This window comes from Nitrospira sp. Nam74 (assembly GCF_965152615.1).
Genome location: NZ_OZ224220.1, coordinates 571,361 through 591,813 on the forward strand (window position 1 = coordinate 571,361; position 20,453 = coordinate 591,813).

Here is a 20,453-nt window from a genome sequence, read left to right on the forward strand (position 1 = left end):
CCGTATTGATACAACGGTCCCCATAGATCAAAGAGATTGGTGTCAAAGGGAAGAAACAGAGCATTTATTGCAAACCTCTAGGCGCATCTTGCATGACGGAGCTGCATAGATCATCTTGGCGGCTTGGCAAGCATTGAACTGCTATACTGAACACTATGCCCAAGGAAAGAGCTGAAAGCCGAACAGAGGGAAATGGTTTGGATGTTCATGTGACCGCGGGAGAGGTGTGGTTAAAATTCACGCCGCTGACCGGTCCCACTGCCATCCTGAACCTTGAAGCCTTAATGGCAGTATCCGGGCATTTGATGCGGGAGCAAGTGCGAAAAGGAATCGTGGCCTGGTGCCGACAAATAAAAGTAGACCAGGCCTTAGATCAGCTTATTGAAGAAACGAACAGCAACCCTTCTGATAATGCCGACCCCTATTAATTTTTGACGAATAAGTGGCGTCGCTTCTCGCGCACGGATCCACGCAGCATCCGCGCTTCCATTGTTATTATTGGACCCTCCTCAAAAGCATTAGAGCATGCTCTCATTATGTAAGGTCCCTGCATGCCAAGTTGGTATCACCCGAGACAGTTTTCCGGCTTAAAGGCCTAGTTTGTTTCCAGCATGGTCAACGGGAACCGAGTTGGCGATGAACGACCAGAATCGAATCGAGCTGATTCTAGACTGCTTGTCTGGGCCGGATCAGAGCAACGACCAGTCATTCGGCGAAGCGACAGGCTTGGATGGATCTTGCTTGCGACGATCCTCAGTTGAAAGTCAGTGTATGGATAAAGGGACCTTGTTTCGAACGATCGGCGATGCAGTAGTCTTCGTCGATAGAGATCATGTGTTGGAGGGTCGCGTCGATGCGAAACAACAGTTTCGAATCGGACGCTCTTTTGAGAACTGGATGATAGGCGAACCGGCGACACATTCGGAGAGCGGCTCGATCATTGAGCGGGCATATCAGTTCAACGTCCCCTGCAACCATAACTGATCCAACGTAAGTCGTTCACCCATTGAAGCTTCTGATAGCTCCGGAGTGTAATACAGCATGGCCATCTTCGCTGGTCTTACCGTGGCAGTTTGGTTAGCGATGCTTGCACCGCTAGAAGTAGCTGGAGCCGATGTGGTGCCACCTGTGCCACTTCCCGAAAAGGGATCGGGGCCAAAACCGGGCATAACGCCGGAGAATCCATCAGAATCAGGTACTCCTGCCATTCCCCCCTCGAAGATCGATCCGGGCATTCAACAACGTCCTCCCACTATTCCAGATCCTCGCGCTGCCGTGCCGCCTCCTAACGTGGATCCGAATATGTCGCGAGACCCTGAGTCGACTCCTCCGGCGAAGAAAGCCGAGAAGTCGCGAGGAGGAGATAAGCGCTGAGAGCACCCTGGCCACTCTTGAGAGAAGATAACCGGATTGCAAGTACACTGCTGTATCCAAGTAGGTGACGACTCACACGATGCAACACAACTGAATAATCTGTCGGCCCTCTACTCAACGCGCAATATTTCTAAGTTTTAATGAGTGATCCATTTCGGCTCGGAAGCGACTCGAATGCGCGTTGTCGCTTGCAAGAATGCTCTTCCACCAGGCGCCGGGACGCAGCCGGTCGGAAGCGTACGTCCGAAGCACAGAGGCAGTCTGATCAATGGATTGCTGTGCAACTCGCGATTCACGTTTTGTAAATGACGGCCTATTACGCGCCGTCATCAACAGGGCCTGCGTTCTGAGCACGCTCGTCCATTCTTCGATTTCAAGAAGAGCGGCATGCTGCGCCAGGCGGCACCATTCATCCAGGATCTCTCGATGTTCAAGGGCAAGGGGTCGGTCGCGTACATGAAGAAACTGCGGCAGGATGCTCAACTGGTGGAGAAGCTGAGCCCTGAGGAAAGCCGCTCGCACATGAGCTCGGCGCCGCTCTAGGATCTGTGGGAAAATTCCCAATGCCAATGCGACTCCGCATGCCATGAAGGTCATGGCCGTCAGGACAAGAAGACCGATCGAGCCCAGCGCACATTCTATCATTTGCTGCCTCAAAAGAATGAAGCCGACAGAGACCGCCCGTGACTCTTAGCTATCACCTTTCTTAACCGGAAGCAATTCCTTATGCATGTAATAGTCTGCACCAGTGCACAACGAGAACTTCACGAATGCAGGGACAGTCAAACTGACAAGACCTTGACCTCTTTTTTTGAGTTTACGCATGGCGGACGGATGCCTTCCACCTATTGAATGGGACATACTGAAGGAATTGTATGCCACCGTTCAGGGAGATAAGGATGTTGAAGGCCGCCGTTGAGAGCCTGCTACGATAGAGATCTGAATCTCTCTTTGTCAGGCCACAGGTTTTAAGTTTCAAGAATTTGAGTGACATCGACTACCGCTGCCGCTTCTTTGATGAATCTACCGGCTCCCTCACCTAACACAACTTATTTTTGCTTCATCACGAGCTGCTATTAGGAGCCTGGCGACATGAGCATTCGAACACTCTTACTGTCCCTTCTCGTATTCTTTGGCCCTGCTCAAACAGCATACACCGCTCCATGGCACTGAACTCGATGCGGTCAGTGCCTCCCTTCGCGACGGCACCAACAACAACATGGCCGAATACCATGCGGGGATTGCGGAGTGCGAAAGGCGATGGAGCATGGCATAGATGAGATCGAGCTATGGATGGACAGTGAGCTCGTGATGAAGCAGTTAGCTGGAGAGTTTCAAATCAAGAAGGCGGAACCGAAACCGCTACTACAGGAACTGCTCACGTTCCTGCTCCAGTACAACAAATGGTCAGCCACACTCATACGACCAGAGCAGAACCAGCGGGCTGATGAGTCGGCGAATCAGGGGTATGGTTGACGCCGGATAGAGAGCTACACTCGGCCTTCGACCTTCGTCCGATAGAATCGGCAGCTTAGTTGCTTCACTATGCGACCTATTAGGAGGCATGGTATGAAGATGCTGGGCTGCGGAGTTGTGGGGTTCGCGATGCTATCAATTGTGCACATCACTTGGGCTGGTGATGGGCTCTTTCGGTGCGCAGACGGGACGTTTACGAATCGTGTGGAGCGGCAGTGTCAACCCTATGAGTCAACAGGCATTGTCCGAGTACAGGGAGGAACCGCTGCGGCATCGAAGCAGCCCTTTGCTGAAGTGAAGCTATTTGATGACTCGAGAAAGAACCGAGGAGGACGGTGACAGGCTTGTAAGTAGTTGAGCGGCTTGCGGCTGCCTAGCGGACTGATAGTGCACTAAAGCTGACCGGCATAGTATTCTCCTGAGGCCAAGATGCCCCTAGAAGGAGGCGGTACCAGACAAGGGAAACCTAAACCTGGTAGCGAGCGGCTTTTTAGGCGCGCACCTTGACCTCCCAAAGGAGGGACACGATGAAGCACAGCATCGTACTAGCAATCATCCTCGTCCTAGGTGGTACTGCATTACAAGGATGTGCCGACACCCCTTCAGATAGGTACCGGAGTGATGCCTACTATTCTGGCAAGCCCGATACAGTGAGAGAGGCTGAACAGGTAGATGGGCGAGCCGGAGCACGCAAATCCGCTCCCCCGGCTGGCGCACCTGCTAGCCCAGTTCAATAAGTTATCAACGTTCTTTGTTCCTAAGGCTTGAACGCTCATAGGAAAATATCGTCCGCACCAAGGCACTATCTGACCAAATTGCGCTGTAACAGAGTCTTAGGCGCCTAAAGAGAGGAGTTGATTTTGGTGGGCCGTGTAGGGGTCGAACCTACGGCCCGCTGATTAAGAGTCAGCTGCTCTACCAACTGAGCTAACGGCCCACCGGGTTTGTAGAAGATCGAGGCTGGAGACCCTATATCGCGTTTATGTTTGGTCCTTATGGTGCGCCTGACAGGATTTGAACCTGTGGCCCTCAGCTCCGGAGGCTGATGCTCTATCCACTGAGCTACAGGCGCATCCGTCGGCAAGGAGCAGCACCTTACCATAGCCATTATGACGCTGTCTAGGCGACCGGCTGAGACAAAAAGCCATAGGGCAAGAGGATTTCTTCGCCGCCGCTAGATGCGCTGTGTTGCTGCTCGGCGATAAGCGCCGCTTCTTTTTCCGCAAGGCGATCTTCTTCCTGTCGCAACGCCTGGGATACCCGGATAACGGGTACAAAGGTTTGGACCTCACAGGCGCCGTGCATGAGTCCATTGATCTCGATTGGCAATCCCATCATCCGACAGGTGATGGGCCGGTGCGCATAGACGAGACAACCCCCTTCAGCGCTCAACGCAGGACATGGCAGGTCGCCGAATCGGTTGACGAGATTGTCTACATCCTTCTCGCTCCATCGGTCGAGATAGCGAGACGGTATCAGGCGGGGGAAGGCGGCTTCCATCGTCTCAACCTGAACTTGAGCGCGAGTGTGAATGTCGTGCCGAGTCTGGGAAGGCAGGGTTTGGAGGCCCTGCTGCAATTCGAGTTCATCGAGCAGCGTGATGGCAAAAGGGCCGTAGCAGCAGAGGGAGCACCCGTGGCGGCAGGGGAGTGATCCGAGCAGCGCGGCCTGGCCGCGCTGAAACCATTTTTCGCCTTGCTGGAATAAACGCCGGCGCGCGTTTCCAGATGGGGGCCGACGAGCCATGACTCGCTAGTCTTCCATCTCCACGATAAGCTCGCCTTTTGGTGAGAAGAAGCCCTGCCCGTCGATTTGGACGATGCCGTTACAGTTTTCTTGGAAAAACTCCAAAATCCACCCGTTCATGTCGTAGCCTTCGTCGGTCACGTCTCCCTGCACCATTCTCGTCGTCACGAGAAATCGAGACTTGCTCACACATTCGCGTGCCAACTGTGCTTCTATATCATCGAAAATGGAGAGACGCTCTAGAAACGCATCTCGCTCTTGCTGGTGCACGTCTTGATAGCTGCCACGGTCGCGGGCACAGACCAGCTGAATGGGTTTACGCTCACGGCTATAGCCGATGGAGATCTGGATCCATGCCCAATCGTCCAGCGCCTCCGGATCCATCTTCGGGATCAACGCGATCTGTCCCTTCGATTTCAGAAAGTCCAGCAAGAGGCGTAACGGCGGTGAATTGTCGCGGCTGCAGAAGACCCGTGAATACATGAAGGTCTCCGCCGGTTGGTCTCCTTGGGGAGCCGACGGCAGAATCGGTAGTTCTTTTGCCATAATGCTTCCTTTAACGACGCGGCGAGCAAGACAAACTGCAAGTACTCTACTCTCCCACTCCCTCGTAGATCAAGATGAGCAAAGTTCACATTTGCCACGCCAGTCCTGCTTTTTGTGGTTGACAGGGTAGGGGACATTCGCTACACTCCGCACGGCCTACGCGCGGAGCAGCGTGTCTTGTCGCATGAATCGCGAAGATTAACCACTCAGTGACGGGCACTTCACCTAGGTTCTTTCACAGGAGGATGGTATGGCAAAAACGATGACGAAGTCGCAAATTGCGGATCACCTGGCGGGGAAAGCCGGCGTCACGAAGAAGACGGCGGCCCAAATGATCGATGATCTTGCAGGTCTCGCATACAAGGAAGCGAAGAACACCTTTGTTGTCCCCGGCATCGGAAAATTGGTGCTGGCGAATCGGAAGGCCCGGATGGGGCGAAACCCGCAGACCGGTGAAGCGATCAAGATTCCAGCCAAGCGCGTGGTAAAGTTCCGCATTGCCAAGGCCGCTAAGGATGCAATTCTAGGTAAGAAATAACGATTCCGCAGTCTGGCTACTGCTGCCTCGTCTTCCCAATTTTTTTCAATCTCTGAATGGCTCGCCTTCACGGAAGGCGGGCCTTCAGATTCCTGGTTTCCAGTTCTAAAATGTCAGGACATTGAAAACGGCCCTCAGCAAGGCTGAGACATATGGTTGTGTAGTGGTGTATATGCTCAGGTGCTGAGCGATCTGAGCGCAGGCTCCGGGAAGGGGCGTGTCTCGGTACACGCATGGAAAGGCCTGCCTTCTAGGGGGTTTTTTCAATAGCAGCTAGAGTGTAGGGGCGAGCCCCGTTCCTCCCATACCGTCATGGGCGACCAATTTGACGGCATCCCCGTCTTGGACGCGCGTATCTTCACTGGCAATGCGCTTGTTCACCGTGACCATGACTTTTTTTTCCTTCAGCAACTGCAGCACGGGACGTAACGCATGCCCCTGTTTCTGAATGAGCTGACGAACCGTCATGGACTCGGGAAGCGGGCAGGCAAAATCTCGTTCGCCATCTGCCGTCTGTAATTGTCCCATTAACGTGATCGTGACCATCGATACTCCATTGACTGTGCGTCCTCCGGCTTACTAGACTATTATCTTACCGCGATTGGGGAATGAGGCTCCATGCAATCTTTAAATATCGATCGTCCGGGCATGCCTGATCTTCAATTCGTGCTGATGGTTCTGGCGCTTTGCACGTCCGGACTGAAGACGTTGAATGTTCCAGAATCCTTACGGGACATGCTATTCGACCGCTGCTGGGCACTCATCCATGAAGGACCGCCACCCACCAATCCTGAAGAACGTATCCTTGATCTGCGTGCCGGCACTGAGCTGACCCTGGAAGCGATGGCCGAGACGATCCGAGGTCTCTTTGCAGAGGCCGGTATCACGCAACTGACCTGGGATCATCCCCCCAGCGAGCCGACCCGTCCAAGCACCCCTGAAGCAAAGCCCTTGATTGACAGGCTGCAAAAGTTGTATCCCGAGCCGCCGGACGTCATCCCTGAATAAGCTGCAGACAAGGTGAGTAAAAGGCATGCCCGCTGGCAGAATTGGTTGCATCTTGCTGACCCGACTTTTGGGGAGCGTACAGTCACTTTCGTGCCAAGAAGAATAGCTCTCCGACTTCAAGGATGACCACTCCTTAGCTCTCCCCGTAGATTTCGAAGAAGGCGTCGACACTTTCGAGAAGTTGCGCCTTGATGTCGTCTACTGTCCCATTCATCACATGTAGGGCCATGCTGCCTTGAGACCCATCCGGCAATAAGATCGGGACATGGGGATGCCGACGCTCGGGGGCTGTGCCTTTATCGAGCCGCATGCCGTAGCACAAGGTATAGTGTGGCTTGACCAGTGAAAGATGATTCTTCCGGCTGAGTTGGGGGGATCGTTTGGGGCTTTTTGCCATACCACGTCTCCGTTTTTGAACTAAGGAAACCAAGCGATGATGCGAACCGGCCCGCCTGTTCCGCTCTTGATCTTCATTGGCAGCGCCATGACCGTCGCGCCGTGAGAGGGAAGGCGGCTCAGAGACGCCACATTTTCGAGAATATACACGTCGGCGCCATTTAAGATTCGATGTACCGGAAAATCCTGGGAGCGACCGGGATCAATGCTCGCCGTGTCGATGCCGACGCCACGAATGGTTCGTTGATGAATCAGGAATTCAGCGAGTTGGGATGAGATCCCTGGAAAATGTAAGCTTTGAGCATTATCCGGGGTTGGTGTACCGAAGTAGCGTGCTCTATCCGGCCATCGTTGTCCCCAGCCTGACCACATGAAGACCAACGCACCATTAGGAATGCGGCCATAACGAGATTCCCAGTTCAGCACATCCTTGATGGTCAATTCATAGTCTGAATCGCCTTCGCACTGGGCTCGGGCGTCGATGACGACAGCCGGTCCAGTGAGCCGATCCACGGGGATTTCGTCGAGTGTGCTTCGTCCCTGGGCAAAGTGTATGGGCGCATCCATATGGGTCCCACCATGTTCGCCTGTGGAGAATTTGCCAGACGCGTACCAGTACCCGGATGCCGTCGTTCCCCAATCGGTTTGTTCCCGCTGAAACGAGGCGTTGTTCGGCCAATACACGGTATGGTCGTCAAAGGGATAGGTCAAATCGACGAACTGCCGAGGCTGGGTTGAGGAACAGGCAACCAGCAGTGCGGGCGCGATCATCGTAATCCACGCCATCGTTACGTACTGTCTGAGGACGACTCTCATCGATAGGCTCGAGTGGTGCGAGGGACCTTACCAGGATCACGGCAGAGAAAACAATTGTCTTGATTTTGAACGCAGAGACAAGGATAACGAGCCCATAAGAGGTGAGCCGTGAGATTTATCGAGGCCGGACTACCAGGTGTCATCATAATCGAGCCGGATGTCTTTGAAGACTCGCGCGGATATTTTTTAGAAACCTATCACGCGAAAAAATATGCCGATGCGGGGATCTCCGGGCCCTTTGTGCAGGATAATTTTTCGCGGTCCATCCGTGGCACGCTCCGCGGGCTGCACTATCAACGCTCACGGGGGCAAGGCAAGTTAGTCTTTGTCCCAGAGGGTGTTGTGTTTGATGTGGCGGTAGATATCCGGCCCGGCTCCCCGACGTTTGGGCAATGGGTCGGCATGGAACTTTCTGCACAAAATAAGCGACAACTCTATATCCCGTCCGGGTTTGCCCACGGGTTTTGCGTGCTCAGTGAGGTTGCATCCTTTGCCTATAAGTGCACAGACTTTTACGTTCCGCAAGACGAAGGCGGTATCCTGTGGAACGATCCCGCGATCGGCATTTCTTGGCCGGTGTCGGTTCCGCTTCTCTCTGCAAAGGATCAAGCCTATAAACATCTTGCCGATATTCCACTGAGTGATCTGCCGGCCCACCGGCCCTAACCGGCCATTAACTCGGATAGGTCACTAGAAGGCTCTCTCCCGTTTCTTCTAACTCCATTGACGATTAGTTCGCGATTCGCTATAGGAATCGTTCCTAGAAAGGAATGCAATGAAACTGAGTTTGGACGATATTCGCCGTCGATTTCAAAGATGTGGCCCTCTATCGCCAAGTGAAAAAGTGGCAACCAATGATGCCGTAGAATATGTATTACGCCTTGGAGGCCCTGAAGGCCTCGAGGTTGGTTCGTAGTTATTGGCATGATTGCGGCGCGGTTCGATGCGAATGCCGTCCAGTTCGTCATCGCTTCGGCAGGTGACCTGATCGTTTACTACGAGGAGGACGCATGGCACAGCTCAAGGGTACGAAGAGTCATGAAAACTTGAAACAGGCATTTGCCGGCGAATCACAGGCGAATCGCCGCTATCTTTATTTTGCGCGGCGCGCCGATATTGAAGGCTATCCGGATGTCGGGGGCCTGTTCCGCGATACGTCCGAAGCGGAGACCGGCCATGCGTTCGGACATTTGGACTTTCTCAAAGAAGTAGGCGATCCGGCGACGGGTGTTCCGATCGGGAATACCGAGATGAATCTCAAGTCGGCGATCGAGGGCGAAATGTACCAGTACACGCACCTGTATCCCGGCATGGCAAAAACAGCCCGCGAAGAGGGATTTGTAGAATTGGCCGAATGGTTTGAAACGCTCGCCAAAGCCGCGCGTTCCCACGCTAACCGCTTTACAAATGGACTAGAGAACCTCAAGCAGCGATAGGCTGCAGCATCAGTACGAACACAACGTTGCCCGGTTACGATCGACTGGAAGAAAGAGATCGTCCCGGAGAAGGACGTACGATGGCGCGATCGCCATTCGGCTGATGGTGTGGCATCCCATTGTCGAGTGACGGGATTGCCGTTGGATGGAGCCGGCCCGGCAACCCATGCCGATGGTCGCGCACAGTTCATTCCACAAAATTGTCCGTGAGCGGATCATTGAGCTGAAGCAATGCCGCCGTCTCTTAATCGGTAACAAGGTTTTTGACGAGATGAGGCAAGAATGGCTGGCCGATCTCCGCATGTGAATTGTTTTATTCGCGGGCCCCGGTTGACTCGACCTCTAAGCGGCCTTATAGTTCAGGTACACCTACTGTGCAGAGGAGGAACTATGGTCACCATTACTGCAGGTGCAGAGCAGAAGATCCGTGAACTGATGAAAGAAGAGCAGGATGCCGTCGGCCTTCGGGTCTACGTTCGTGGTGGTGGCTGCCATGGCTACCAGTACGGGATGGCTTTTGAAACCAAAATCGGCGAGGACGACAGCATCATCGAAAAGGGCGATATTAAGGTCATCATGGACTCGCAAAGTGCGCCCTTATTGAGCGGGGCGGAAGTGGATTATGTCGACAGTTTGCAAGGTTCAGGCTTTGCCATTAAAAATCCGCAGGCCAAAACGACCTGTGGGTGCGGCAGTTCTTTTAGCGCGTAAGGACTTCTTTTCATCTAAGGGCTGGCGCGGTCTTTTCGAAAGGCGACGCCGGCCCTTTTTATTGTGAGGGTGCCCTATGGGCAATGTTCGCCTCACCAAGCGAATTGAGTTTTCCGCTTCGCACCGCTATCACAATCCTGCCTGGGATCGGGCACGTAATGCTGCGGTGTTCGGCGCCTGCAATCTCGAACATGGACATGGCCACAATTATCTTCTGGAAGTGACTATTGCAGGTTCCGTCTCTCAAGACACGGGCATGGTGGTCAATCTCTTTGATCTCAAACAACTGTTATTAGAGGTGCTGTTAGAGTTTGATCACAAGCACCTCAATTTGGACACTCCATACTTCTCTCAACGAATCCCAACCACCGAGAATATCGCAACCGTGCTGTGGTCGGTCCTCTTGGCACGCCCTGAAATGGTCGGATTGCAACGGATTCGGTTATATGAGGAGGACGATTTGTATGCGGAGGTGACCGCTGAAAGGATTGCAAACGGGGCAGCGACAATCACGCGCCGCTATCATTTTCCTGCTGCCCATTGCCTCTCTATCGATGGTTTGGCTGAACGCGACGATCAACGGTTCAGCGGAAGCTGCCGTCCATCCAGCCTACATGGTCACAACTACATCGTTGCTGTGACAGTCGGCGGGCGGATCGACCCGGATACCGGTATGGTGACCGACCTTCCGGCCCTAGATCGCCTCGTGCAGGACACTGTGCTGGCTCGATTCGATTCTCGTACCTTGAACGACGATCCGGCGTTCGCCAAGGTGTTCCCAACCGGCGAAAACCTGGCAAAACTCGTCTGGGATCTGATGGTGAAGCACATTCCGACAGGACGCTTGGAGCGCATTGAAGTCACGGAAACTCCAGAAAGCTCCTTTGAATATATTGGAGAGCAGTCGTAAACGAGGAAAGAGCGTTAGCCCTTCAGCAAATAATCATTGATGAGCGCCGCGAGTTCATCAGCCTGGACCTTGCCTTCCCGAGTCAGCAGTAACTGTCCCTGCGAAAACAAATGGGTCGTGGGATAGGTTTCGAAGTGGTGTTGTTTTTTGATCTCGCGACAGCGACCAGGCACATGCATCTTCGCCTTGCCGATACGGATGTTCGGGAATTGCGAAGCTGTCTGTTCTAGAATGGGATCGTACTCATTGCACGGCTCGCATGAGGCAATGCCGTATGCGACGACGGCGGCTGGCGCCTGCCTGAACTCTTCGTAATTCGCATCGCTGACTTCTTCAATCGTTCCGCTCACGGCATTCCTCTAATGGTAAGAGGGAGTTCCGCCCGGTTGGCAGAACTCCCCAAGGCGCTATTTCAGCTTTTGAAGGACGCTGAGAATCTCTTTATCGTCACGTGCGGTCTTGATTTCTTGAACCTTGACATAGGCCACCTTCCCGTCCTTATCTACAATGACGGTGGCGCGCTTGGAACAGTTCAGAGGTTCGAAATACAACCCGTACTCCTTCGAGACGGTGCGGTGCATGTCAGCCAGGAGCCGATGCTTTAATCCCAGGGAATCCGCCCAGGCTTTATGGGAAAAAAAGCTGTCCGCGCTGATGCCGAACACTTCGGCATTCGACGATTGAAAGCTCGGAAAATCATCGGTCAAGCATTTATTCTCTCCTGTGCAGACTGGGCTCCAGTCCAGTGGATAGAATGCGAGCACTACATTCTTCTTTCCTTTGAAATCACTGAGCTTCACGTCCTTTTGGTCTTGATCCTTCAGCGTAAAGTCGGGAGCCGTATCTCCCACTTTGATTTCTGATGCGACATCGGTGGCCATTGAACCCTCCTCCTAGTTAAGAAGAAATCCCTCTTCCAAGCTCAGTTTGGTAACATGCTATGAAAAACGTTGTCAACGGGTCAAAAGGCCTAGCGTAGCGTAGTGCGGACGTCACGTCGATTAAGGCGCTGAAAAAGCTTGTGTCTTAAGGCCTACCAGGCTATTTCCCTGAGAATCAGCGGTGTATCGGCAGATAGGTGGGTACGGTGTCGGACTATCCGAATCGCGAAGCCTAGCGTGGGAATGCCAATCGTGGAACCGACATTTGGTGATTGACCTATCCGCAAGAGCTCATCCGCTATGTCGAGCAAATTTTCTGAAACGGTATGGCTTGGAAGGCCTACGGGCTGAAAGAGCTCTATCTCGTCCAAACCGAATTTGCTGAGTCCGCGTGTGTAGAACCAATCACATCGGCGTTCGGCATCGTCTGAGTGTACGACGGTGACATGATCCTTCACGGAAAATTGAATGAGTGGCCGGTCAGTCCAATCGGATGGATTCAGATAGGTCTGCATCGTGACATCGTATGCCGTTCCCTCAGTCAGCAACGTGAGACCGCGTGCCAGACGTGCCGCGTGCAGCACGACATCGGCTGCATTGCTTTTGGTAACCGTAATGGCGCCCACGGTGGCACACAACAGATGTCGCCATTCCAGGCATCGTTGCCATGCGTCGACCTGCGCCGAGGGAGCAGACAAGAGCATCCATGCTGACCAAGGGCCGTGAGAAGCCATGAGCGGAGAGGTGGCCGTCTCCTCGCCCATGGGATGATCCTTACAGGACAAGGGTCCGCCATATTCCAAATCGAACCAGGCCCGAAGTTCTGGGAGTGTTGGCGATGACGAGAAGCCGATAACGTAGAGCGGCGGTTTTGATCGGGGCGGTTTCGGTACCTTCCGGCGAATTTTCAAGAACGCCGTTCCTTGCGGGCCTTTCGGCGCTCCTCCGGATTGAGCAGACGCTTGCGGATACGAATGGAGGTCGGCGTAATCTCGACCAATTCATCGGTGTTGATGTATTCAAGCGCATATTCTAACGTCATCTGTCGGGGTGGCGTCAGGACCAGCGCTTCATCCGAACCGGAAGCCCGCATGTTCGAGAGATGCTTTGCCTTGCAGACGTTCACATCGAGGTCTTCATCCCGGCTGTTTTGCCCGACGACCATTCCCTGGTACACGTCGACGCTAGGTCCGATAAAGAGACTGCCTCGCTCTTGGATCATATAGAGGCCATAGGCATTGCTGGTTCCATCTTCATAGGCGACTAATGAGCCATGAGGGGCCGCCATGACAGCACGTTGGTCCACCGCTTCGTATCGGTGAAACACATGGTGCATGATGACGGTGCCGCGTGTCTTCGCGAGCAAGACATTTTTAAGTCCGATCACACCGCGTGTCGGAATCGAAAACTCCATGTGGGTGTCGCTCGCACTCCCTTCAGAATGAATCACTTTCATGTGGCGAAGTTCGCCATGTCGTTGACCGGCTTCTTCAATGACGCTTCCCTGATATTCCGAGGGAACTTCGATCGTCAACTCCTCGTAGGGCTCCATGGTCACGCCATTCTCTTGGCGCATGATGACTTCGGGTTGTGAGACTTGTAGCTCATATCCTTCGCGCCGCATCTGCTCGATGAGCACCGCCAGGTGCAATTCTCCACGACCGGCGACTAAAAAGCGATCCGGACTGTCGGTTTCATGGACGCGAAGTGAGACATTCGTCTCCAGTTCTTTGAAGAGTCGTTCTCTGAGGTGACGCGAGGTCAGATATTTGCCTTCTCGACCCGCGAAGGGACTATTATTCACCCCGAAGGTCATCTGTACCGTCGGCTCGTCAATGGTAACCGGCGGCAAGGGAATCGGATCGGTTGCATCCGCGATCGTTTCCCCGATGCTGATGTCGGCAATACCCGCGACGGCAACAATTTCACCGGCGGTCGCACTCTCCACATCCATACGTTCCAGGCCTGAAAATACTGAGAGTTCAGACACCTTGCCAGGTACTTGGCTCCCATCACGCTTGATCTGCATGATGGCCTGCCGTCGCGCGATGGCGCCTGATTGAATCTTGCCGATTCCCATTTTCCCCTTGTACGAATCCTGCGCCAGGGCGAGCACCAAGATCTGAAGCGGCGCTTCGGCATGAATAGCTGGAGCCGGAATGTGATTCAGGATCGTCTCGAACAGGGGCGCGATATTGCTGCCCGGTTTATTGACGTCCAACGTCGCAATGCCCTGAATGGCGGACGTGTACACAATCGGAAAATCCAGTTGTTCATTCGTCGCACCCAAGTGAACAAACAGGTCAAACGTTCGATTGAGCACGTCGTCAATGACGGCATCCGGTCGATCGATCTTATTGATCACGACGATAGCCTTGTGTCCGAGCGCCAATGCCTTCCGAAGGACAAAGGTCGTTTGAGGCATAGGGCCTTCCTTGGCATCGACCAGCAACAGCACGCCTTCGACCATGCGCAGGGTCCGTTCTACTTCTCCGCCGAAGTCGGCATGCCCGGGCGTATCGACGATATTGATCTTGACGCCCTGATAAGTGATGCTCGCGTTCTTGGCCCGGATCGTGATGCCGCGCTCACGCTCTTGGTCCATCGAATCCATAATGCGTTCGCCCATGTCGTCGATCTTCCGATGGACGTGCGTCTGCCGGAGCATCGCGTCGACCAAGGTAGTTTTGCCATGATCGACGTGGGCAATAATGGCGATGTTGCGAATGTCGGTCCGTTGACCAAGCGGAGTGCGCCGGATTTTTTGAACGGCGTCGGTCGTCACATGTGCATCCATAACGCTACCCTGTACGTTGTTGGAACCAAAAAAAAGACGCCGACTGGTGCGGCGTCGGGAGATAGTATAGTTCATGACCCGTGCGATTACAAGCGAATGCAGCGCCTTGAGTTTTCAGCTCTGTCATTGTAAGGTAGTTTGGCTGCCCGCCTACAAGCCCCGTTGGAGTTTTTCCCGCGATGCCATACGCTAATCTGTACGATGAGCCGCCGAGCTCACGACGTCGCCCTTGGTGGGTTAAGGCGTCACTCGTATTCCTCCTGCTGATCCTCGTGGCTGGGGGAGGGACGGCAGGGGCGATTTGGTATCTTTTGCAAGATCTCCCATCGCTCGACTCGGTAACCGCCTATCAACCTAGTCTTGTCAGTAGGGTCTATTCCGATGACCGCCAAGTCGTTGGGCAGTTTTTCGTCGAGCGGCGCATTTTGACGCCGCTCTCCGATATTCCGCAATCGTTCATCCATGCCGTGATTGCCGTAGAGGACGCGCGATTCTTTGAGCATCCCGGGTTGGATGTCATCGGGATTGCACGGGCCGGTTGGATGAATCTGCGCAGAGGCGGCAAGGTCGAAGGGGCCAGCACCATCACTCAACAGCTTGCCCGAGCGCTACTCCTCTCACCGGAGCGGACCTATATCAGAAAACTGAAGGAACTGTTTCTCGCCTATAAAATTGAGACGGTGTTGACCAAGGAGCAGATCCTCGAAACCTACCTGAATCAGATCTATTTCGGACAAGGCGCCTATGGCGTCAGTGCCGCCGCCCAGACCTACTTTGGCAAAGATGTCTCGAAATTGACCGTGCCGGAAGCGGCGCTGCTGGCCGGCCTCCCCAAATCGCCGAACAACTATTCCCCGTATAAAAATCCGGAGCGCGCCAAAAAGCGTCAAGAGCATGTGTTGACCCGAATGGCGGAAGCGGGATTTTTGACAGCGGTGGAGCGGGAAGAGGCGTCTGCACAGCTATTGTCGTTTCGCCGAGGCATGCCTGCTCAAACTGCCCCGTATTTTATGGAATATATCCGTCAGCAGTTAATGGCCAAGTACGGAGAGACGGCGGTGTACAAGGGCGGTCTTGATATTTTCACGACGCTCAACATACGCATGCAGGCGGCGGCGGAGCAGGCGCTTCGCAATGGACTTCGTCAACTCGATAAACGCCAAGGCTGGCGAGGCCCTCTTCGTGTGGAAGATATCGAGAAGGTCTCTGTTCCGGCACGCTCTTCATCGGACACTGTACTGAAAAAAGGTGACACGATGGAAGGCGTCGTCACGAAGGTCGGGAAGGACCATGTGATGGTGCAGGCTGGATCAACCCAAGGGAAACTGCTCTTTGATGATATGGCGTGGGCCAAACGTCACTTACGAGGACGCGATCTTTCGAAGGATGTCGTGGTGGCTCCCACGGTAAAGGGGCTGTTGAAGCCCGGTGATGTGATTGAGGTTGCCGTCAAGACGGTCGAGCGTGATACCGTCTATTTTGAATTGGATCAGACGCCCGTTGTAGAAGGCGCTCTGGTCGCGCTGGACCCTCGTACAGGCGCCATCCGGGCCATGGTGGGTGGGTATGATTTCACCCGGAGCGAGTTTAATCGGACCGTGCTGGCCAGACGCCAACCCGGGTCGGCGTTCAAGCCGATTATCTATGCGACAGCCTTCAATGCCGGTTTGAGCCCCGCGACGGTGGTGATGGATACGCCGGTCGTGTACGAGCAAGAGGATCCTGACAAAACGTGGAAGCCGGAGAATTATGGCAAGAAGTTTCATGGAATAACGACACTCCGCAACGCCTTGACGCACTCTCATAACCTTGCGACCGTGAGGCTGCTTGACAAAATCGGCGTTAAGAGTGTCGTAGAGTTTTCCAAGACGGTGGGAATTACGAGTCCCTTGAACCAGGATCTTTCCCTCGCCCTTGGCTCGTCAAGCACGACACTCTTGGAATTGACGTCGGCTTATGGGGTATTTGCCAACCAGGGGCTCCGGTTAGATCCGTACGCGGTTGGTATCGTCCAGGACCAGGGTGGACAAATACTCGGGCAGAATCTCTTTGCCCCACGGCAAGTGATCTCAACCGAAACGGCGTATCTCATCACCAACGTCTTGGAAGATGTCATTCAGCGAGGCACCGGCCAACAAGCCAAATCACTCGCTCGTCCAATGGCGGGGAAAACCGGCACGACCAATGACTATACGGACGCGTGGTTTATCGGGTATACGCCAAATATTGTCGTCGGCGTATGGGTAGGATTCGACGATATCCGATCGCTAGGAGAGACAGAATCGGGCGCCCATGCCGCCTTGCCGATTTGGATCGACTTCATGCGTCAGGCCTTATTGCAGCTCCCGGAAGTTCCATTTGAGATTCCTGAAAATATCGTGTTTGTCAATGTTGATGCGGCGACAGGATTGTTGGCCGCGGACCATGACGAGCAGGGTACTGTCGAGATTTTCCTGAAAGGCACCGAGCCGACTCAATCCGCCCCTCCCAGGACGGATTCGACGCGCTTCTATCAGATAGACCAAGGAGTCGATGGCGTGGGGGCTCTTCCACACGCCGTTCAGCCATAATGCAAGGCGGCGGGATTACGACTTGCTGTCGTGATATTCCTCATGCCAAGACATTTGGATCGCTTCAAGGATCTTCTCATTTGATTTTTTCGGGTCATCCTTGAAATCCGGTAGCTCGGTGACCCATTTATGCAGGTCCGTGAATCGTACGGCGAGGGGGTCCGTGTCAGGATGCGTTTCGACCAATTGGATGGCGATGTCTTCGGTATCGCTCCACTTCAAATCCATAACCACTCCTCTTCGGTTACGTCAATTCAGAAAGTTTTTTATGTTCGAGCGCTTCCTTCAAGGAATGATCCATCAGCACTTCGGCGAGATGATGCGTTGCCTTTTCCACATCCGAAATGCGGGCCCTGATGGCTTTGTGATCACGTTGGTCTCGAGCAGCGTGTAATGACGCCATTGAAGCTTTGATGGTCGCTGTTTCCTCAGCCGTGATCAGCCCACCACCCTGCTGTAGTGCCTTTTCAGTTGCCTTCAAGATAGCCTCGGCTTCGGTTCTCGCTTCAATCAGTTGCCGTGCCTGCAGATCTTCTGCAGCAAATTGGAACGATTCGCCAATCATCCGTTCAACTTCGGCATCGGACAATCCATAGGACGGCTTTACTTGGATAGACTGAACCTTTTCAGTCCGCACATCCTTGGCCGTGACATTCAAAATGCCGTTTGCATCGATCAGAAACGTCACTTCAATACGAGACACGCCGGCAGGCAACGGCGGTACCTTTAGTTGAAAACGCGCCAAGCTTCGATTGTCTTTGGCCAGCTCGCGCTCCCCTTGGAGAATGTGGATATCGACCGAGGTTTGGCCGTCGACGTAGGTAGTGAACATTTCTTTGGCGCTGGCGGGAATCGTTGTGTTACGGCGGATGAGGGTACTCATGACGCCACCCATTGTTTCGATGCCCAATGAAAGCGGGGTCACATCGAGCAGGAGCATGTCCTGAATGCCGCCGCTCAGAATATCAGCCTGCACGGCCGCGCCCAAGGCCACGACCTCGTCCGGGTTGAGGTTGCTATGTGGTATTTTGCCGAAGAGGTCCTGCACTCGCCGGCGGACCAGCGGCATGCGAGTCGAACCACCGACGAGCACCACCTCATCAATGTCAGACGCTTGTAAGCCGGCGTCCTTTAACGCCAAGCGGCAGGGCCCTAACGCCTGTTCGACAAGATCCTTCGTCAACGCTTCAAGCTGATTGCGTGTTAGTTCGCTACAGAATTCCCCGCGACGTTCAGGCAGTTGAATCCTAACACTGGTCTTCTGCTCATCACTCAGCCTGATTTTTGCCTGTTCCGCTTCAAGCCGCGCCGCCTGCATGCTGTCCGGAAAGGCGTGTAGGTCCACTCCATGGTGCGCACGAATCTCTTTTACGAAATGGTCGGCAACCGCCCGATCAAAATCGTCTCCACCGAGATGGGTGTCGCCGTTAGTGGACAACACTTCAAAGATGCCGTTTTTTAATTTGAGGATGGAGATGTCAAAGGTGCCGCCGCCAAGGTCGAACACGGCGATCTGCCCTTGAGTGCGTTTTTGGAGCCCATAGGCCAACGAGGCGGCCGTCGGTTCGTTAATGATCCGTAGAACCTCCAAGCCGGCGATCATGCCCGCATCCTTCGTGGCCTGGCGTTGGCTGTCATTGAAGTAAGCGGGGACCGTAATGACCACTCGTGACACGTCCTCGCCTAAATGTGCTTCCGCGCGTCGCTTGAGCTCCTTCAGAATCATGGCTGATATCTGAGGTGGCGAGTATGACTTTTCGCCAAGCTGAATCCTGATTACGCCGCCCTGCTCGGACAATCGATACGGAAAATACTTCAGTTCCTCGGCGACATCGGCCAAGCCCTTTCCCATGAAGCGCTTGACTGAATACACGGTCCGTTCCGAGCCGCGGATAAGGTGCTCTTTGGCGGGATCGCCGACGATTAATCCATTGTCTGTGAGCGCCACGACAGAAGGCACCATGGCCCGATCATGCCGCCCGGGAATAATCCGCGGGGTCTGGCCATCCATGTATGCGATGAGGGAGTTCGTTGTGCCGAGATCGATTCCAAAAATCCGCGCCATTGAAGTCCTGTCACCCTATCGTGGCCGTTAAGTCGTTGATGATGTTTCCTAAATACGTCCGATTCGAAAGGATCTCGCGCATGTGTTTCAGCGTCGCATCCTTCTCTCCGCGTACTGTTGGATTATGGCCATCCTGAGTGTGAAGACGGTCCCATTGGGTGAAAAGCGAGAGTAGATCCGATTCCATTGCCCGCTGCCGCTGTTCCAAATGCTCTCGTTCGCCCATCAACTTTGTTTGGAGTGCCGCCTGCTCTGGCGCATTCTCTTCAGCGGACAGTGACCGGTATTCGTCAAGATCTTCCTGCAATTCGAGGATTTCTTCGAAGAGGTCAGCGGGCGGCGATGTGCGAATATCCTTTGCTGATCCCGCTTCCAGTTGCACCAGGTATTCGGCTCGGCGAACAGGATCCTTCAGTGTGCGATAGGCCGTATTGAGCAGAGCAGAATTTCCTAGACTAATGGCTTGCTCGGCATCAGTCTTCCGCTGAAAGAAATCGGGATGAAATGTCCGACTGAGTTCATAGAACTTCGTCTCGAGCGCGTTCGGATCGACGGTCAGCAGACGCGGAAGTCCAAAACAGGTGAAATAATCGGACTCCTTCGAAAGCGGCTGCACTTTGACACACCGGTCACAAAAATACTCGCCGGTGACTTCCGACTGGCAGTGCCAGCACATACTGCGAGCCATGGGCAGCTCGCCGCGTGTCGCTTGTACTTTGTGAGTGTGATCCATCGCTATAGTAATACTCGCAATATTGCGGGACTCGGCCGGATGGGCCGGCCTTGACCCACAATGTTCCTCATGGTACGGGAATGTTCAGGGGAAGGATCAAGCGGAAAACGACTCTCCGCACCCACAGGTCTTCTGCGCATTGGGATTGACGAACTTGAACGCCCCGCTCATGAGATCCTTCTGAAAATCAAGCTGGGTGCCTTGCAGGTAGATGGCGCTTTTCGTATCGACAATCACCTTAATTCCATCGATTTCATAGACCGTGTCGTATTGGCCGACCTTCTCGTCAAAATTGACGGTGTAGCTTAATCCTGAACATCCTCCGCCTTTGACACCGAGGCGAAGCCCTCCCTCGGTCATTCCTTGGACATTCATCAGCCGCTTGACTTCCTTGATGGCTGAGTCACTGAGCGTGACCACAGGTACGGCGGTTGTTTCTTGAGATTCCAT

General features: G+C 53.9%; 26 protein-coding genes and 2 tRNA genes. 12 read left to right on the forward strand and 16 right to left on the reverse strand.

What is annotated here, in order from left to right; translation table 11 throughout:
* Positions 1–155: 155 nt before the first annotated feature.
* Together ACWHYZ_RS02795 and ACWHYZ_RS02800 are read left to right on the forward strand one after the other, a co-directional pair.
* Positions 156–428: a hypothetical protein gene (locus ACWHYZ_RS02795; protein WP_447985771.1), complete on the forward strand. Its 273-nt coding sequence runs from the start codon at positions 156–158 to the stop codon at positions 426–428.
* 343 nt (positions 429–771) lie between these two features.
* A complete protein-coding gene (locus ACWHYZ_RS02800; protein ID WP_447985772.1) occupies positions 772–984 on the forward strand; it encodes a hypothetical protein in 213 nt (70 codons plus the stop codon).
* A 504-nt stretch (positions 985–1,488) separates the two neighbouring features.
* On the opposite strand, the gene ACWHYZ_RS02805 is transcribed toward ACWHYZ_RS02800, so the two are convergent.
* Positions 1,489–2,019 carry a hypothetical protein gene (locus ACWHYZ_RS02805; RefSeq protein WP_447985773.1) on the reverse strand — a complete coding sequence of 177 codons (531 nt, stop codon included), beginning with the start codon at positions 2,017–2,019 and terminating at the stop codon, positions 1,489–1,491.
* Positions 2,020–2,622: 603 nt separating this feature from the next.
* Between ACWHYZ_RS02805 and ACWHYZ_RS02810 the strand changes: the two genes are divergently transcribed.
* Together ACWHYZ_RS02810 and ACWHYZ_RS02815 are read left to right on the forward strand one after the other, a co-directional pair.
* On the forward strand, positions 2,623–2,850 hold the full coding sequence (locus ACWHYZ_RS02810) for a reverse transcriptase-like protein (RefSeq protein WP_447985774.1): 228 nt from the start codon (positions 2,623–2,625) through the stop codon (positions 2,848–2,850).
* Positions 2,851–2,943: 93 nt separating this feature from the next.
* Complete coding sequence (locus tag ACWHYZ_RS02815) at positions 2,944–3,189, forward strand: hypothetical protein (protein WP_447985775.1); 246 nt, start codon at positions 2,944–2,946, stop codon at positions 3,187–3,189.
* Positions 3,190–3,711: 522 nt separating this feature from the next.
* Here ACWHYZ_RS02815 and ACWHYZ_RS02820 read toward each other — a convergent pair.
* The 4 genes from ACWHYZ_RS02820 to ACWHYZ_RS02835 all read right to left on the reverse strand — a co-directional run bounded on the left by ACWHYZ_RS02820 (position 3,712) and on the right by ACWHYZ_RS02835 (position 5,142).
* Positions 3,712–3,787, reverse strand: a tRNA-Lys gene (locus ACWHYZ_RS02820).
* A gap of 59 nt (positions 3,788–3,846) precedes the next feature.
* Positions 3,847–3,922, reverse strand: a tRNA-Arg gene (locus ACWHYZ_RS02825).
* A 47-nt stretch (positions 3,923–3,969) separates the two neighbouring features.
* Complete coding sequence (locus ACWHYZ_RS02830; RefSeq protein ID WP_447985776.1) at positions 3,970–4,596, reverse strand: YkgJ family cysteine cluster protein; 627 nt, start codon at positions 4,594–4,596, stop codon at positions 3,970–3,972.
* Positions 4,597–4,602: 6 nt separating this feature from the next.
* Complete coding sequence (locus ACWHYZ_RS02835; protein WP_447985777.1) at positions 4,603–5,142, reverse strand: hypothetical protein; 540 nt, start codon at positions 5,140–5,142, stop codon at positions 4,603–4,605.
* 250 nt (positions 5,143–5,392) lie between these two features.
* Between ACWHYZ_RS02835 and ACWHYZ_RS02840 the strand changes: the two genes are divergently transcribed.
* Entirely contained in the window at positions 5,393–5,680 is a 288-nt protein-coding gene (locus ACWHYZ_RS02840; protein ID WP_447985778.1) for an HU family DNA-binding protein, read from the forward strand.
* A gap of 273 nt (positions 5,681–5,953) precedes the next feature.
* On the opposite strand, the gene ACWHYZ_RS02845 is transcribed toward ACWHYZ_RS02840, so the two are convergent.
* A complete protein-coding gene (locus ACWHYZ_RS02845; RefSeq protein ID WP_447985779.1) occupies positions 5,954–6,226 on the reverse strand; it encodes a MoaD/ThiS family protein in 273 nt (90 codons plus the stop codon).
* Positions 6,227–6,298: 72 nt separating this feature from the next.
* On the opposite strand from ACWHYZ_RS02845, the gene ACWHYZ_RS02850 reads away from it, so the two are divergent.
* On the forward strand, positions 6,299–6,688 hold the full coding sequence (locus ACWHYZ_RS02850) for a hypothetical protein (protein WP_447985780.1): 390 nt from the start codon (positions 6,299–6,301) through the stop codon (positions 6,686–6,688).
* A 133-nt stretch (positions 6,689–6,821) separates the two neighbouring features.
* Here the strand turns inward: ACWHYZ_RS02850 and ACWHYZ_RS02855 are convergent, their stop codons facing one another.
* Complete coding sequence (locus tag ACWHYZ_RS02855; RefSeq protein WP_447985781.1) at positions 6,822–7,085, reverse strand: hypothetical protein; 264 nt, start codon at positions 7,083–7,085, stop codon at positions 6,822–6,824.
* A gap of 20 nt (positions 7,086–7,105) precedes the next feature.
* The gene (locus tag ACWHYZ_RS02860; RefSeq protein ID WP_447985782.1) at positions 7,106–7,870 is read right to left on the reverse strand and encodes a cyclase family protein; all 765 of its coding nucleotides are present in this window, start codon (positions 7,868–7,870) and stop codon (positions 7,106–7,108) included.
* 138 nt (positions 7,871–8,008) lie between these two features.
* Here ACWHYZ_RS02860 and rfbC point away from each other — a divergent pair, with 138 nt between their 5' ends.
* The 5 genes from rfbC (at position 8,009) to ACWHYZ_RS02885 (ending at position 10,957) form a co-directional block, all read left to right on the forward strand.
* The gene (gene rfbC, locus ACWHYZ_RS02865) at positions 8,009–8,566 is read left to right on the forward strand and encodes a dTDP-4-dehydrorhamnose 3,5-epimerase (RefSeq protein WP_447985783.1); all 558 of its coding nucleotides are present in this window, start codon (positions 8,009–8,011) and stop codon (positions 8,564–8,566) included.
* Positions 8,567–8,910: 344 nt separating this feature from the next.
* Positions 8,911–9,336, forward strand: a complete 426-nt coding sequence (locus ACWHYZ_RS02870) for a rubrerythrin family protein (RefSeq protein ID WP_447985784.1) — start codon at positions 8,911–8,913, stop codon at positions 9,334–9,336.
* 145 nt (positions 9,337–9,481) lie between these two features.
* On the forward strand, positions 9,482–9,643 hold the full coding sequence (locus tag ACWHYZ_RS02875; RefSeq protein ID WP_447985785.1) for a hypothetical protein: 162 nt from the start codon (positions 9,482–9,484) through the stop codon (positions 9,641–9,643).
* 83 nt (positions 9,644–9,726) lie between these two features.
* Positions 9,727–10,047, forward strand: a complete 321-nt coding sequence (gene erpA, locus ACWHYZ_RS02880) for an iron-sulfur cluster insertion protein ErpA (RefSeq protein ID WP_447985786.1) — start codon at positions 9,727–9,729, stop codon at positions 10,045–10,047.
* A gap of 76 nt (positions 10,048–10,123) precedes the next feature.
* Positions 10,124–10,957, forward strand: coding sequence for a 6-pyruvoyl trahydropterin synthase family protein (locus ACWHYZ_RS02885; RefSeq protein WP_447985787.1), 834 nt, complete (start codon positions 10,124–10,126; stop codon positions 10,955–10,957).
* Between the two features lie 14 nt (positions 10,958–10,971).
* Here ACWHYZ_RS02885 and ACWHYZ_RS02890 read toward each other — a convergent pair whose 3' ends face one another.
* The 4 genes from ACWHYZ_RS02890 to typA form a co-directional block, all read right to left on the reverse strand.
* On the reverse strand, positions 10,972–11,307 hold the full coding sequence (locus ACWHYZ_RS02890; protein WP_447985788.1) for a thioredoxin family protein: 336 nt from the start codon (positions 11,305–11,307) through the stop codon (positions 10,972–10,974).
* 57 nt (positions 11,308–11,364) lie between these two features.
* Entirely contained in the window at positions 11,365–11,838 is a 474-nt protein-coding gene (locus tag ACWHYZ_RS02895) for a peroxiredoxin (protein WP_447985789.1), read from the reverse strand.
* Positions 11,839–11,990: 152 nt separating this feature from the next.
* Positions 11,991–12,602: a hypothetical protein gene (locus ACWHYZ_RS02900; protein WP_447985790.1), complete on the reverse strand. Its 612-nt coding sequence runs from the start codon at positions 12,600–12,602 to the stop codon at positions 11,991–11,993.
* A 143-nt stretch (positions 12,603–12,745) separates the two neighbouring features.
* Positions 12,746–14,635, reverse strand: coding sequence for a translational GTPase TypA (gene typA, locus ACWHYZ_RS02905; RefSeq protein ID WP_447985791.1), 1,890 nt, complete (start codon positions 14,633–14,635; stop codon positions 12,746–12,748).
* Positions 14,636–14,814: 179 nt separating this feature from the next.
* Between typA and ACWHYZ_RS02910 the strand changes: the two genes are divergently transcribed.
* Positions 14,815–17,205 carry a penicillin-binding protein 1A gene (locus ACWHYZ_RS02910; protein ID WP_447985792.1) on the forward strand — a complete coding sequence of 797 codons (2,391 nt, stop codon included), beginning with the start codon at positions 14,815–14,817 and terminating at the stop codon, positions 17,203–17,205.
* A gap of 15 nt (positions 17,206–17,220) precedes the next feature.
* Here the strand turns inward: ACWHYZ_RS02910 and iscX are convergent, their stop codons facing one another.
* From iscX to ACWHYZ_RS02930, 4 genes are all read right to left on the reverse strand, one after another.
* Positions 17,221–17,433, reverse strand: coding sequence for a Fe-S cluster assembly protein IscX (iscX, locus tag ACWHYZ_RS02915; protein ID WP_447985793.1), 213 nt, complete (start codon positions 17,431–17,433; stop codon positions 17,221–17,223).
* Between the two features lie 16 nt (positions 17,434–17,449).
* A complete protein-coding gene (gene dnaK / locus ACWHYZ_RS02920; RefSeq protein ID WP_447985794.1) occupies positions 17,450–19,270 on the reverse strand; it encodes a molecular chaperone DnaK in 1,821 nt (606 codons plus the stop codon).
* A gap of 10 nt (positions 19,271–19,280) precedes the next feature.
* Positions 19,281–19,958, reverse strand: coding sequence for a Fe-S protein assembly co-chaperone HscB (gene hscB, locus ACWHYZ_RS02925; protein WP_447985795.1), 678 nt, complete (start codon positions 19,956–19,958; stop codon positions 19,281–19,283).
* A 141-nt stretch (positions 19,959–20,099) separates the two neighbouring features.
* Entirely contained in the window at positions 20,100–20,453 is a 354-nt protein-coding gene (locus ACWHYZ_RS02930; RefSeq protein ID WP_447985796.1) for a HesB/IscA family protein, read from the reverse strand.

Bases quoted from the DNA above. Each gene is read 5' to 3' on its own strand.
- ACWHYZ_RS02795 (WP_447985771.1), top strand. From the start codon at position 156: ATGCCCAAGGAAAGAGCTGAAAGCCGAACAGAGGGAAATGGTTTGGAT.
- ACWHYZ_RS02800 (WP_447985772.1), top strand. From the start codon at position 772: ATGGATAAAGGGACCTTGTTTCGAACGATCGGCGATGCAGTAGTCTTC.
- ACWHYZ_RS02805 (WP_447985773.1), bottom strand. From the start codon at position 2,019: ATGATAGAATGTGCGCTGGGCTCGATCGGTCTTCTTGTCCTGACGGCC.
- ACWHYZ_RS02815 (WP_447985775.1), top strand. From the start codon at position 2,944: ATGAAGATGCTGGGCTGCGGAGTTGTGGGGTTCGCGATGCTATCAATT.
- ACWHYZ_RS02830 (WP_447985776.1), bottom strand. From the start codon at position 4,596: ATGGCTCGTCGGCCCCCATCTGGAAACGCGCGCCGGCGTTTATTCCAG.
- ACWHYZ_RS02835 (WP_447985777.1), bottom strand. From the start codon at position 5,142: ATGGCAAAAGAACTACCGATTCTGCCGTCGGCTCCCCAAGGAGACCAA.
- ACWHYZ_RS02840 (WP_447985778.1), top strand. From the start codon at position 5,393: ATGGCAAAAACGATGACGAAGTCGCAAATTGCGGATCACCTGGCGGGG.
- ACWHYZ_RS02845 (WP_447985779.1), bottom strand. From the start codon at position 6,226: ATGGTCACGATCACGTTAATGGGACAATTACAGACGGCAGATGGCGAA.
- ACWHYZ_RS02850 (WP_447985780.1), top strand. From the start codon at position 6,299: ATGCAATCTTTAAATATCGATCGTCCGGGCATGCCTGATCTTCAATTC.
- ACWHYZ_RS02855 (WP_447985781.1), bottom strand. From the start codon at position 7,085: ATGGCAAAAAGCCCCAAACGATCCCCCCAACTCAGCCGGAAGAATCAT.
- ACWHYZ_RS02860 (WP_447985782.1), bottom strand. From the start codon at position 7,870: ATGGCGTGGATTACGATGATCGCGCCCGCACTGCTGGTTGCCTGTTCC.
- ACWHYZ_RS02870 (WP_447985784.1), top strand. From the start codon at position 8,911: ATGGCACAGCTCAAGGGTACGAAGAGTCATGAAAACTTGAAACAGGCA.
- ACWHYZ_RS02875 (WP_447985785.1), top strand. From the start codon at position 9,482: ATGGAGCCGGCCCGGCAACCCATGCCGATGGTCGCGCACAGTTCATTC.
- erpA (WP_447985786.1), top strand. From the start codon at position 9,727: ATGGTCACCATTACTGCAGGTGCAGAGCAGAAGATCCGTGAACTGATG.
- ACWHYZ_RS02885 (WP_447985787.1), top strand. From the start codon at position 10,124: ATGGGCAATGTTCGCCTCACCAAGCGAATTGAGTTTTCCGCTTCGCAC.
- ACWHYZ_RS02895 (WP_447985789.1), bottom strand. From the start codon at position 11,838: ATGGCCACCGATGTCGCATCAGAAATCAAAGTGGGAGATACGGCTCCC.
- ACWHYZ_RS02900 (WP_447985790.1), bottom strand. From the start codon at position 12,602: ATGGGCGAGGAGACGGCCACCTCTCCGCTCATGGCTTCTCACGGCCCT.
- typA (WP_447985791.1), bottom strand. From the start codon at position 14,635: ATGGATGCACATGTGACGACCGACGCCGTTCAAAAAATCCGGCGCACT.
- ACWHYZ_RS02910 (WP_447985792.1), top strand. From the start codon at position 14,815: ATGCCATACGCTAATCTGTACGATGAGCCGCCGAGCTCACGACGTCGC.
- iscX (WP_447985793.1), bottom strand. From the start codon at position 17,433: ATGGATTTGAAGTGGAGCGATACCGAAGACATCGCCATCCAATTGGTC.
- dnaK (WP_447985794.1), bottom strand. From the start codon at position 19,270: ATGGCGCGGATTTTTGGAATCGATCTCGGCACAACGAACTCCCTCATC.
- hscB (WP_447985795.1), bottom strand. From the start codon at position 19,958: ATGGCTCGCAGTATGTGCTGGCACTGCCAGTCGGAAGTCACCGGCGAG.
- ACWHYZ_RS02930 (WP_447985796.1), bottom strand. From the start codon at position 20,453: ATGGAATCTCAAGAAACAACCGCCGTACCTGTGGTCACGCTCAGTGAC.